11 protein-coding genes are annotated in these 13140 nt (G+C 52.1%); 2 read left to right on the forward strand and 9 right to left on the reverse strand.

Translation table 11 applies throughout. The annotated features are described in order from the left end of the window. Positions 1-5: 5 nt before the first annotated feature. The gene (mak, locus tag WCT94_RS00205) at positions 6-917 is read right to left on the reverse strand and encodes a fructokinase (protein WP_336867137.1); all 912 of its coding nucleotides are present in this window, start codon (positions 915-917) and stop codon (positions 6-8) included. 288 nt (positions 918-1205) lie between these two features. On the opposite strand from mak, the gene rdgC reads away from it, so the two are divergent. Continuing rightward, a complete protein-coding gene (gene rdgC / locus WCT94_RS00210; protein ID WP_319846903.1) occupies positions 1206-2135 on the forward strand; it encodes a recombination-associated protein RdgC in 930 nt (309 codons plus the stop codon). An 86-nt stretch (positions 2136-2221) separates the two neighbouring features. Here the strand turns inward: rdgC and WCT94_RS00215 are convergent, their stop codons facing one another. Beyond that, the gene (locus WCT94_RS00215; RefSeq protein ID WP_336867140.1) at positions 2222-4012 is read right to left on the reverse strand and encodes a methyl-accepting chemotaxis protein; all 1791 of its coding nucleotides are present in this window, start codon (positions 4010-4012) and stop codon (positions 2222-2224) included. A gap of 536 nt (positions 4013-4548) precedes the next feature. Between WCT94_RS00215 and WCT94_RS00220 the strand changes: the two genes are divergently transcribed. Beyond that, on the forward strand, positions 4549-5295 hold the full coding sequence (locus WCT94_RS00220) for a GntR family transcriptional regulator (RefSeq protein ID WP_336867645.1): 747 nt from the start codon (positions 4549-4551) through the stop codon (positions 5293-5295). Here WCT94_RS00220 and WCT94_RS00225 read toward each other — a convergent pair. The 7 genes from WCT94_RS00225 to WCT94_RS00255 form a co-directional block, all read right to left on the reverse strand. Then, complete coding sequence (locus WCT94_RS00225; protein WP_336867142.1) at positions 5269-6246, reverse strand: PfkB family carbohydrate kinase; 978 nt, start codon at positions 6244-6246, stop codon at positions 5269-5271. The two genes, WCT94_RS00220 and WCT94_RS00225, sit on opposite strands and share 27 nt — an antisense overlap. Continuing rightward, positions 6246-7247, reverse strand: a complete 1002-nt coding sequence (locus WCT94_RS00230; protein WP_109411819.1) for an ADP-ribosylglycohydrolase family protein — start codon at positions 7245-7247, stop codon at positions 6246-6248. The genes WCT94_RS00225 and WCT94_RS00230 overlap by 1 nt, the downstream gene beginning before the upstream one ends. Next, the gene (locus WCT94_RS00235; RefSeq protein WP_010281779.1) at positions 7244-8524 is read right to left on the reverse strand and encodes a nucleoside permease; all 1281 of its coding nucleotides are present in this window, start codon (positions 8522-8524) and stop codon (positions 7244-7246) included. The genes WCT94_RS00230 and WCT94_RS00235 overlap by 4 nt, the downstream gene beginning before the upstream one ends. Before the next feature lie 258 nt (positions 8525-8782). Beyond that, a complete protein-coding gene (ppnP, locus tag WCT94_RS00240) occupies positions 8783-9067 on the reverse strand; it encodes a pyrimidine/purine nucleoside phosphorylase (protein ID WP_336867143.1) in 285 nt (94 codons plus the stop codon). A 136-nt stretch (positions 9068-9203) separates the two neighbouring features. Continuing rightward, the gene (gene aroL, locus WCT94_RS00245; RefSeq protein WP_336867145.1) at positions 9204-9725 is read right to left on the reverse strand and encodes a shikimate kinase AroL; all 522 of its coding nucleotides are present in this window, start codon (positions 9723-9725) and stop codon (positions 9204-9206) included. Between the two features lie 282 nt (positions 9726-10007). Continuing rightward, positions 10008-11057, reverse strand: a complete 1050-nt coding sequence (locus tag WCT94_RS00250) for a type II asparaginase (RefSeq protein ID WP_431888898.1) — start codon at positions 11055-11057, stop codon at positions 10008-10010. A gap of 206 nt (positions 11058-11263) precedes the next feature. After that, positions 11264-12910, reverse strand: coding sequence for a multidrug ABC transporter permease/ATP-binding protein (locus tag WCT94_RS00255; protein WP_336867150.1), 1647 nt, complete (start codon positions 12908-12910; stop codon positions 11264-11266). Between the last annotated feature and the right edge of the window lie 230 nt (positions 12911-13140).

Consider the following 13140-nt stretch of genomic DNA (forward strand, 5'->3'; position numbering starts at 1 on the left):
TGCAATTACTTCGTCTTCGGCCAAAGCCAGGCGGCTCCGCGTACTCCGCTGGAGTCGCCGTGAATGGCCTGAAGCACGGGCGTTTCGCACTCACCGCCAAAGATCCACGGTTTAATCTTTTCCGGCACGGTCTGGTAAAGGCGAGAAACGTTGCTCATTCCGCCCCCCAGCACCACCACATCAGGGTCGAGCAGGTTAATCACATGCGCCAGCGATTTTGCCAGACGATGCTCATAGCGCTGCAACGCCAGCTCGGCGATGGGATCACCCTGCTCTGCTAAGGCAATGATTGCCTCACCCTTGTGTGGCTGGCCGCTCAGGCGCTGGTAATCCACCGCAAACCCGGTGCCGGAGATAAACGTTTCAATACAGCCGGACTTACCGCAGTAGCAGGGAACCGTCTGCCGGTAGCACAACTCATCGTCATCCATCCAGGGCAGCGGGTTATGCCCCCATTCACCCGCAATGCCGTTGCCGCCGACGTGAGCCTGACCGTTCAGCGCAATGCCCGACCCACAGCCAGTTCCAATGATGACCGCGAAGACGGTTTGCTTCCCTGCCCCGGCGCCGTCAACCGCCTCTGAAACCGCGAAACAGTTCGCGTCATTGGCGACCCGTACGGGCCGATTCAGCAGCGCGGCGAGATCGCGATCCAGTGCCTGGCCGTTGAGCCAGGTGGAGTTGGCATTTTTTACCTTGCCGGTAAACGGCGACAGCGTACCGGGAATCCCTACGCCAACACTGCCACGACAGCCAATCGCTTTTTCAGCCATCTCCACCAGCGTGACAATAGTCCGTAGCGTTTCCGGGTAGTCATTTCTTGGCGTCGGCATACGCTGCCGAAAACGTTCCAGCCCTTCATCATCCAGCGCGATAACTTCCGTTTTCGTCCCGCCCAGATCGATACCGATTCTCATGATGTCTCCCCACGTGTTGTCAATAGGCCCGCGTAAGTTTGTCACCGACCTGAAAACGTTCTTATTTGTAGTAGGCACCCTAAATACTTCGAGTCGCGCAGCCAACGCACATGCAACGTGAAGTATGACGGGTATAACCAGAGAAACCAATCAGCGACAACTCAAAGCGTGATAGGTATTCCTCTGAATCCCGGCATTTTATTCCACATTACGGCCTCGAATTCGTTATCATGCGCGCAACATTACAAACCCGCGTGCAAACCTGCGCGCCCAGTCAGGGATAACAACATGTTGTGGTTTAAAAACTTAATGATTTACCGCCTAAGCCGAGACAGCGCGCTGTCCAAAGATAACGTTTTATCTGCGGATGAATTGGAAAAACGGCTCAGCGCTTTCACGTTCACCCCGTGCGGCAGTCAGGATATGATGAAAACGGGTTGGGTATCGCCAATGGGATCGCATAGCGATGCATTAACGCACGTCGTTAATGGGCAAATCGTTATCTGCGTTCGTAAAGAAGAAAAAATCCTGCCGTCTCCGGTCATCAAACAAACCCTTCAGGCCAAAATCGAACGTCTGGAAGCGGAACAGCACCGCAAGCTGAAAAAAACCGAAAAAGATTCGCTGAAAGACGAAGTGCTGCATAGCCTGCTGCCGCGTGCGTTCAGCCGTTTCAGTCAGGTCTGGATGTGGATCGATACGGTTAATGGCCTGATTATGGTCGATGCCGCCAGCGCCAAAAAAGCGGAAGATACGCTGGCGCTGCTGCGCAAAACGCTGGGGTCACTGCCCGTTGTGCCACTGACGATGGAAAACCCTATCGAGCTGACGCTGACCGAATGGGTTCGTTCCGGTGAGCCAGCCGCTGGTTTCACGTTACAGGATGAAGCAGAGCTAAAAGCGATTCTGGAAGACGGTGGCGTTATCCGCTGTAAAAAACAGGATTTGGTCTGCGATGAAATCGCCGTACACATTGAAGCAGGCAAACTGGTCACCAAGCTGGCGCTGGACTGGCAGGAACGTATTCAATTGGTCTTGTCCGAAGACGGTTCGGTAAAACGGTTGAAGTTTTCCGATACGCTGCGGGAACAAAATGACGATATCGATCGGGAAGATTTTGCTCAGCGGTTTGATGCCGATTTCATTTTGATGACCAGCGAACTGGCTGCGTTGATTGCGAATCTGATTGAAGCGTTGGGCGGAGAAGCCCAACGTTAATGCCGTCGATTTTTAGTACCGTCGATTGTTAATGCAGTTTGCCCGCCAATGTTCGGCGGGCAATACCACTTCACTGCCTGAACCCGTTAAACCCGGAATGCCCCGACGACGGCGTTCAGTTCTTCAGCCTGTGATTGCAACGCCCCCGACGCAGCAGCAGACTCCTGCACCAGCGCGGCGTTTTGTTGCACCATCGAATCCAACTGCGCGACCGCTTTGTTGATCTCGTTGATGCCACGCATTTGTTCATCCGCCGCATGCGTAATTTCAGACATCACCGAGCTCACCGTAGACACACCGCCGACAATTTCATTCATCGTGTCGCTGGCCTGACGAACCTGCACTGAGCCAGACGTCACGCTGGAGACCGTCGATTCAATCAGCTCTTTAATTTCTTTTGCGGCCTGCGCACTGCGCTGTGCCAGACTGCGAACCTCGCCAGCAACCACGGCGAAACCACGCCCCTGTTCACCCGCACGCGCCGCTTCTACCGCGGCATTAAGCGCCAGAATGTTGGTCTGGAATGCAATGCCATCGATCACACCGATGATATCGCCGATTTTGCCAGACGCGACTACGATCTCTTCCATCGTGACAATCACATCGGACACCACTTTTCCGCCCGTGCCAGCATCTTTCGACAGTAACAACGCCTTAGCGTTAACCTGCTGCGCCGATCCCGCCGATTGCGTTACCGCCGCGGAGATTTCTTCCAGCGAGGCTGCGGTTTGCTGAATGCTCGACGCCGCAGATTCGGTACGCGCAGAAAGATCGTTATTCCCCGCAGAGATTTCATCCGCCGCGACCTGAAGCGAGGCGCTGATATCGCGAATCTGGATCATGACCTGACTGATCTTATCGACAAAAATATTAAACGAGCGGGCAATTTGCGCGACTTCATCATGCCCTTCATCCGGCAGGCGCTGCGTCAGATCGTTATTACCGTTGCTAATATCATCCATAGCGTCGCGAATTTGCAGCAGACGCTTGAGCGCAGACGCAATGATAAAACCAATCACCAGCGTGCCCAGCAGCGCGATAACAACTAGCGTGATAACAGAGGTAGACAGCAGAGAATTCATGCCCGCTGTCGCTTCAGCTTTATCCAACGCCACCAGCATGAACCAGTTCGTGCCCGCAATGGGTTTTGCCACCACGAGCTTTGTCACGCCAGAAAAATCCACATCGCGGGCGCTATCGGCTGAAAGAATGTCCTTCAGATCAATCCCGGGAGCAATGTCGGTGATATTTTTCAGCGTCAGTTTTTCATCCGGATGAGCAATGATCAGACCGCTACGCTCGATGAGAACACCGAAGCTATCTTTGGCTGGGTTAATCGCTTTGACGTTTTCAATCACGCTTTTCATCGTGACGTCGCTACCGACGACGCCTCTGACCGTTCCGCCTTCCACCACGGAAGCAACGAAAGAAACCACCAGCGTATTCGTCACCGCATCAACGTAAGGGGCAGTGACCAGTGGTTTGCCCTCTTTCACCGCCTGCTGATACCAGGGACGGACAGTAGGGTTGTAATCGGGAGGGATACCGCCAGAATCGGCAAACTTAGCCGTGCCATTGGCATAACCCATGTACACATTCAGGAGTCCGCCGGATGCCGCAATCTGTTTAAACAGCGGAATCGGATCCTCATCGGTGATGACACGATCGTGTAACGCAGAAATCATCAGCGTTTTAGAAGCAACCCAGTCGCTAATAGCAATACTATGGCTAGTGGCTACCGCATTCAGCGTATTCTGGATCGATTCCTTATTCGCGTTATTGGCGATGGTGTAATTAAGAAAGGTATTGATAACAAGTGAAAGCACAACAATGGTCGAACAGGCCGCAAGGATGCGGGAGCGGGTCGTTTTCAGCATAAAATACTCTTTACGTAGAATAGTTATACTATCCATAACGGCAGAGAAAAATAAAACTTGAATGCGATCACATTCAACAACCGATATTTATCTTAAAACTCAGAAAAATAGTTACTACGTTTAACCACACTCTTATAAAAAAGAAGACATCAAATGGATTTTCGATTGTTAAATTAACACAAACAACCAAATTAAAGAAAATAAATAAAATAAAAAACTTACTTAACCACATAATGTAAAATTATTATCACATGCCGTAATGTGTTGCACTTTTACAAATCAGGGATTATTCCTAATAATCATGACATTCTTTTACTCTGTTAATTAATAAAAATCATTAAATAAAATAACTCATATATGGAATTAATGATTAGCGTTACAAAGAATGGGTGACACTTTCTTTACAGAGTAACATGCTAAAAATCACTAAAAATATTTTATTTTATGTGGTAACACGCGGTTGCCATTTTCAGTATAGAGGTAATAAGACCAGTGGTATTATGGCGTCTACGCAAGCCGATCAGGATCAGAGAAAAATGGAACTCGCGCATACTCGATTAATAGAACAGCTTACGCAGCGCTTTGCGGCAACAGACAATACCCCACTCTACCTAAAGTTTGCCGAAACAGTAAAAAATGCAGTACGCAGCGGCACATTGGAACATGGCAATATTCTGCCGGGAGAACGTGACCTGAGCCAGTTGGCTGGCGTGTCGCGCATTACCGTGCGTAAAGCGATGCAGACATTGGAAGAAGAAGGCGTGGTGACCCGCGTACGCGGCTACGGTACGCAAATCAATAATATTTTTGAATATTCGTTGAAAGAGGCGCGCGGATTTTCACAGCAGGTCGTGCTGCGGGGCAAAAAGCCCAATACGCTGTGGGTGAACAAACAGATCGTAAAAAGCAGCAAGGAAGTGGCCGAGCAGTTGGCTATTGCGCCAGACACTCCTGTTTTTCTGTTGAAACGTATTCGCTATGTGGATGAGGACGCCGTTTCGATTGAAGAATCGTATGTTCCCGTTGATCTGATCGCTGACGCTGACGATATCGGCGTCTCGCTTTATGACTATTTTCGCAGCCAGAACATTAATCCACAGCGTACACGCAGCCGTGTCAGCGCCCGTATGCCCGATGCCGAGTTTCAGTCACACATCCAGCTTGATAATAAAGTACCGGTTCTGGTCATCAAGCAGATTGCGCTCGACCCACAGAACCGGCCCATTGAGTACAGCATCAGCTATTGCCGCAGCGATCTATACGTTTTCGTCTGCGAGGAGTAACCGCGCACGCAGTTCAGCCAGCGTAGGCGCACAGTCTCCGCCGCGGTGGCTCACGACATATGCCGCAACGGCGTTTCCCAGCGTGACGGCATCGGCCAGCGACCATCCAGCTGCCAGGCCAGCCAGCGTCCCGCCTGCGTGGCTGTCCCCCGCCCCGATAGTATCCACCACTGTTGCTGGGAACGGGGCAACGATGCCCTCAGAAGCGGCATCGAAATACCACGCCCCCGCTTTGTCCTGACGAATAATCACCGGAGCACGATACGCAGCCCGCCAGGCTCGTCCCAGCGTTTGTACATCAGCCGACACGCCGAGCAGGTCCGCCGCCACGTCCGCTTCCTGACGATTAAGGGAAACTACAGGGTGAAGCGCCATAATGCGAGCCATCAGGCTTGCCGGTATATCGGCAATGCGTGGGCCAAAATCGATGAATGGCGTGACGTTATGCACGTTTTCCAGCCAGCTAACCAAACGTTCACCGCACGGTGCCGCCAGTTGATAGCCAGAAAGGTAGACCAAACTTCCCGATGCGACGGATAATGACGCCAGCCAACTGTCGCTCCACTGGTTCTCGACGCCGCTAAAGGACATGAAAGTCCGTTCACCGTCCGGTTCAACTAGCGCCAGACACCAGCCGTTGTCTCCCGAATCGGTTTGTACCACCGTGGTGATATTCTGCTTTTCCAGGCTATGACGAATGATATCCGCCCACACGCCCTGCCCGACAGGCAAAGCGTTTTGTGCGGCTATACCAAGGCGTTTAAGCGCGATGGCAATGTTCAAGGCACAGCCGCCAATATTCACGCTTTGCTGCTTCAACTCGATATCACACCCGCGATACGGCAGGGCGTAAGCATCGGCAATCACGTCAATCACCGCTGCCCCGATGATGGTCAGCGGCTGACGCGTCGTTAGCCCATCCAGTTTTGCGGCAAGTTCGCTGGCCTTCATCACACCTCCCGTGCTGAGCGGTACTGCTGGAGCAGGCTGGCATAACGGCAAAAATCAAGCTGGTTAATGTCATCCAGCTCCTGCTTCAATGCGGCATCAATCGCCGTGACCCCGTGCAGCGCACCGCATATTGCGGTCGCCATCGCCCCGATCGTGTCGGTATCCCCTCCGAGGTTGGCGCACAGAATCGCACAGCGATTTGGATCGGTCTGTGCCAGTTCCACCATCGCGATGGCGGTAGCAACGGATTCAATGGTGCTTGTTCCCGCCCCAATCAGTTGATAAAGCTGCTCGCTAGCGCTTTCCGTCCCGTTTGCACGGCGCACGATACTCAGCGCCAGCTCCAGACGCGCGGCAAGGGAGGCGCTAAACGTCGTGATACGCTTTTCCTGCGCGTGGCGTGCCACCGACGGCAACGCATCGACAATCTCCTGCCAGCTGGCACCGTCAATCGCACGGGAAATAGCCCAGGCAACGACGACCGCTCCCGCAATTGCCAAATCGGATTTATGCGTCGGGCTGGATGCCAGCGCCACCTGATCGATGAATTCATCAAGATCGTGCGCAGGCAGTAGACAGCCTAGCGGAGACGCCCGCATCGCCGCGCCGTTCGTGACGCCATTATTTTCCAGCTCGCTGACCGGTGTGCCCTGTCGAATCGCCTTCAACGCAATTTTAGAGGTCGGGCCGAGTACATTCTTATTAAAGGCGTCGAACGATTCCGCCCATTTCAGGATGTGACGGCCAATCGCATCGGCATTGATTTCACCGTCACATTCAATGATGGCGTCGGCCAGACTCAGCGCCATCGAGGTATCATCCGTAAACTCACCACGGCCAAAATAGCACGCCGCATTGTTTTCCGCCGGACCGGGTAAAAAGCGATCAATCCAGCCAAAATGTGCTTTCACGCGCGTTCGCGGCCACAGTTCCGATGGCATACCCATCGCATCCCCTAAAGCCTGGCCGTATAAGGCACCGAGAATACGTTCTTGTTTCATTTGCTTTCCTCTGTACTGAAATGCTTGTTTTTTGCACCGTCTACATCAATGGTCGAGATCGTCTTATCCGATTCACGGAAAAACAGGATAAAGATCAGCGCAATAATCGCGATCATCACTGCACCAAACAGCCACATGCCGGTCCAGTTAAAGGTCAGGCCGTTAACTGGCTCACCGTGGGCGAAAAGTTTCTCCATCATCACGCCACCCAGACGATATCCCAACAGGCTGCCGAACCCCTGACAACAGAGTGTAATCAGCCCCTGCGCGGCCGTACGCATATGCACCGGCGCTTTTTTATCAACATAGATATAGGCGGTCACATAGTAAAAATCGTAACTCACGCCGTGCAGCAGAATGCCGAGGAACAGCAGTGCATAGGTGAAGTAGTGGTAAGCGTCGCCGTAGACGAAGAAGACATAGCGGATAGCCGCCGTAATTAGCCCCAGCAACAATACCTTTTTAATACCAAAACGCTTGGTGAAAAACGGCAGCGCCAGCATAAAGAAAATTTCAGAGAACTGGCCCAGCGTCATCCAGCCAGTGGCATTTTTCATGCCGACTTCGGTGAGGAAGCCCGTGGCAAAAATGTAATAAAACGCCAGCGGCATCGCGAATAAGAAGGAGCAGACAAAAAACACCAGAAAGTTTTTGTCTTTCAGCAACACAATCGCGTCCAGCCCCAGCATGACTTTAACATCCATCTTGCCGGTGCTTTTCGGTGGCGTATTGGGCAGGAAAAATGCAAAGAAGCCAAGCAACGCGGAGCTGGCAGCCGTAATCAGCAGCGGAATATTGGTGGGCGAAATATCGCTAAATCCAAGCCATGTCGGCAGAAAGCCGCAGACGATCCCGGAAGCGATCCAGCCAATCGTTCCCAATACCCGGATGCGAGGAAAATCACGCTCCACATCGGCCACATGCGAGAAAGCGATACTGTTAGTCAGTGCGATAGTCGGCATGTAGGTCAACGAATAGGCCAACAGCAGCGGGAAGAAATACATAAATTCCGTTTGCTGAGCCGCCAGGTACATCAGTATCGCCCCGGCGAACATCAGTACTGCCAGCACCTTTTGCGCGGCAAAGAAGCGATCGGTGAGCGATCCCACCAGAATCGGCGACAAAATCGCGGCAATCGCAGTACAGGCATACGACCAGCCGATTTCACCCGCCGTAAATCCGCTTTTGCTCAGATAAAGCCAGAGTGGAACGAACCAGGCTCCCCAGATAAACCATTCAACGAACATCATGAACGACAGCTTTGCTGTAGTTTTCATATTTACATCCTTCATGACTGAGTAAGGTACACCTTTAAAATACCAATTAATAATACCTTTTAAATACCTTTGCGTTCATTACTTGAGCTACTTAACATTTTTGCAGCATTATTTATTACCATCAGGGGAAGAATGGCAGAGAAAGGCGCTAACCGCGTTAGGGGTAACAAGGGGAATGAGGCAGGACTCGCATAAAAAAACGCCGCGTTATGTCGTACATAACGCGGCGAGAATGATCTACTCTACAGAGAGGATAAATTACAGGTACTTACACAGATAAGAGGTCGGTTCGACCACCTGTAAATTGAACTCACTTTTTCCCGGAACGAAAAACGTTTCTCCCGGTGTGAAAACCTGCCAATCCGGCGCGCCTGGCAACAGGACTTTCAATGCCCCGGTGATGACCGTCATTTCTTCCGGCTGCGCGGTTCCAAACGTGTATTCACCCGCATCCATGACGCCGACACTCGCGCGGCCAATGCCGTCACCTTCAAAACCGATTGATTTTACCTTCCCTGCAAAATACTCATTTACATTCAGCATAGCGCGGCACCTATCGTCGAAAAATTCAGAAAATTCATCTTAAAAGGAGAGTCGCGCTACTGTCACGATCTATTCATTGAAAGTTAGTGTTCGGTAACACTGACTGGTGATTATTTTGCCAGTGTCCGGTCACCTTCTATGCAGCCGACAAACGCAGCGCCTTCAATACGCTTGCCACAATCACTTCCGGCGACTGAGATGCATCAATAACGTGGTGAGCGACACCGCGATAAAGCGCCTCGCGCGCAGCCAGTACATCGGCCATTTCCTCCGCGATAGGACGGCCAGTCAGCGTGGGCCGCTGGTTATCCTGCGGGTTTTCTTCCAGCCGCTGGGCCAGCAGCTCCGCATCCGCATGAAGGTAAATAACGGTGCCTTTATCGTGCATAAAGCGCCGGTTGGCTTCCGCAAGCACCATACCGCCGCCCGTCGCGACGATACAGCGGTTAGATGTCACCTGCTGGAGCGCCAGACTTTCACGCTGGCGGAATCCATGCCATCCTTCCTGCGCGACCACATCAGCCACCGTCATATTGGTGGTCTGCTGCATAAACAGGTCGGTGTCGACAAAGTCATATCCCAACGCCTGCGCCAGTTGATGCCCGACGGTGGTCTTCCCACAGCCTCTGGCACCAACCATAAAAATGGGGTGTGTCATGTAATGACGTATCCTTCTTCTTTACTCACCTGCCCTGCCATACCTCAAGCTGCACGCACGTCGGCTATCCCGCAACTCGAACTATTTCGGGTATCAAAGATAAATGGGGGTGATTACCTGCTTTGTCGTGGGCTAAATCATACCGATAAAATCAACAGAGAGGGAAGTGACTTCTCAGTGGGAATGAAAAGTTGAATAACGAAAAGTCAAAATGGGATGACAGGAAATAAAAAGCCCCGCGTTTAACGGCAGGGCTATGACACGAAAAAACCGCTCAGGCGATTAATACGTGTGGAAGTAGTCCTGAATTACCGCAGGATTTGTCGTTTTCGTCAGCGCCAGCATCAACAGGATACGTGATTTAGCTGGGCTCAGAGAATCGGCAACCAGACCGGGCTGGCCTGCATCCGGTGGTACGATACCGCTACCGGTACGGCTGGAACGTACAACCACAACGCCTTTGCTTTCCGCTTTACGGATGCCTGCATCACCGCGCTTGGATACGCTACCTGCGCCCATACCCGCATACACAATGCCTTTTGCGCCGTGTTTGATGGCAGCGTCATACATGTATTCTGGATCGTCCTGATAGCCATAGATAATATCGACAGCAGGCAGTTTATCTACGTTGGTCACGTCAAATACAGAACGCGTAGTGTGGATTTTGTCCAGGCGAGTCTGGTAGTAAACCTTGTCACCGATAATCACACCCAGATAACCTTCTTCCGGCGCTTTAAAGGTATCCAGCGTAGAGGCGTTAGTTTTGCTAATGAAGCGGGCAGAACCGATACGGTCGTTCAGTACCACCATCACCCCACGGCCGCGGGAATTTTTATCCGCTGCCACTTTTACCGCACCGTACAAATTCATTGGGCCATCGGCGCTGATTGCCGTTGCCGGACGCATCGCCGCAGCAAAGACCACAGGTTTGTCACTCTTCACCGTCAGGTTCAGGAAGTAAGGCGATTCGTCGAGCGTATCCGTACCGTGTGTAATCACCACGCCATCAACATCGCTGCGTGCCAGCAGCTCGTTCACACGCTTGCTCAGCTTCAGCAGAACATCGCTGGTCATATTTTCACTACCGATGCTGGCAACCTGCTCACCTGAGATATTGGCAAGCGTTTTCAGCTCTGGCACCGCTTGAATCAGCGTATCTACGCCCAACGCACCCGCTTTATACCCCGTGGTTTGCGTGTTGGCCGCTGCGGAACCCGCAATCGTACCGCCCGTTGCCAGAATGACAATGTTAGGTAGATTTTCTGCCGCATTTGCCAGAGACGAAAAACAAACAAAAACAACAACGAATAATGCGTTAAACATCCTTTTCATAACATATACCAACTTATTGAGTTAAGTGGCAGACCAGATACGTCAGGTGCCTGATCTGTAAGTAAAAAACGTCCACTCTGTTGGCAGCCTGCCAACATTGGCGCTTATTCTGCCCCAGAATTCAACGAATTAATATATGCCTGTCAGACTTCATGTTAACGGTGTGTTATCCCTCACAGCGCAGCATTCCGCTGCGCTGATTTACGCTATCGGCTAATCTGTGCCACGGCATCCTGCGAGGCCTGTTCACGCGCGGCACCCGTCAGCTCAGACAGCGTCCCCTGATGCATTTCAAGCAGGCGATCGGCATGTTCAAAGTAGTGATCGTCATGGCTGATCGCCACAATCGTTTTCCCCAATGCGCGCAATTGCGGTAACAGCTCAAGATAGAACACTCGGCGGAATTGCGGATCCTGATCGGCCGCCCATTCGTCCAGTAGCAGGATGTCCCGCTGTTCGGCGACGGCCAGCAGCAGCGCAACACGTTTACGCTGCCCCTGAGAAAGCTGTAAGTTCATCACCTGATGATTCTCCAGCGTCAGCTTATGCCGCATGTTCAGGCGATCCAGCCAGTTGTCGATCAGCGCCGTATCCGGCGCCGTTCCCTGCGGGCCCATCATCTGCCCGAACAGGTGGAAATCGGTAAAAATGGCGGAGAATAGCTTTTGGTAATCCTCGCGCGTTTCCGCCGTAACGGGGCGGTTATCCAGCAGCAACGAGCCGGAAACCGGGGTATAAAGCCCAGTCAGCAGCATCGCCAGCGTCGATTTTCCGCTTCCGTTACCGCCAATCAGAAACACCAGTTCGCCACGTTTTATCACCAGATTGATCGGCCCGACTTCAAACCCAGACTCGTCATAGCGAAACACCACATCACGCAATTCCAGCGTGTGCCAGTCCGCAGGGGCAATCGCCGCGGGAAACGGCTCCTGATAATCCGCCAAATCAAAACGTTTCAGCTTATTAAACGCAACTTGCGCACTCAGCAGCGTCGGCAGTGCACCAACGGCCTGTAGCATCGGCGTGCGTAAAAAAAGCAGCGTCAGTGAGTATGTCGCGGCAACATTGGTATCCGCCCAGCCGAGATTGTTTGCCATGAAAAAGACTGCGCCAATCACGCCCAACATCATAATATTCGACCAGTTCACCGCGCTGAGGTGGAAGGTGTCAGCCCGAATCACGTTCTGTCGGTAATCCTGCGCATTGGCCTGATAAATTTCTTCATACAGCTTCTGCGCCCGCTCACGATTGAGCGTGAGTTCTTTACGCCCGTTAATCACGGTTTCGTAATCTTTCTGAAGACGATCTTCCGCTTCCCGCACCTTAGTGAGATGGCTGTACACGCGGGAAACCAGCATAAAACCGCCCCAGAGCGTTATCGCAATCCAAACGGACGTGACCACCAGCATTTTCGGGGAGAGCCAGGCAAGGTAAACCGCTGAACCAATGGTGAGCACAATGCCCTGAATCAACTCCGGCAGACGCACAAATGCAATCGTGATATTGCGGATATCGCTGGACAGGCTGGCAAGCAGTTGCGCACTGCCGATCTGCTCGATACGCGCAATGTTGGTGTCCAGAATACGTTTGATAAACTGCCCGCGCAGACGATAAACGAAGTGGTGCCCCAGCGTGGTCAGCGCCAATTGCGACACCAGCGTGACGCCCATCAAGAGCAGCAGCAAGCCCAGAAATTGCGGCAATACACTCAACGACTGATTGACCGTTTCAATCAATTGCAGATTGATAAAGGCAATAAGCCCAATGCCCAGCGCGGCACTCAACAAACTTAACAGGATAACGGCCAGAAATGGCCAACGGTACTGCTGGTAAACAATGCGGAGCAACTCCATAACAACCTGGTCTCTCTGATGAAAACAATCGCCCGCAGTGTAATAGGGATAACCGTGATATCAAGAATAATTCTCATATCCAGCGTTGCGCCAGACGCCCTATCTGCAAACCCCACACCCGACATCGCCAGCACCAACCATAAGAAAAAGTCATTGATTATCACACTTCGTGATCACTTTTCTGGCAACACGCTTTGTTTAACGCTCACGTATTAACAAAAACACAAATT

This window comes from Pectobacterium sp. 1950-15 (assembly GCF_037136835.1).
Taxonomy (GTDB): Bacteria; Pseudomonadota; Gammaproteobacteria; order Enterobacterales; family Enterobacteriaceae; genus Pectobacterium.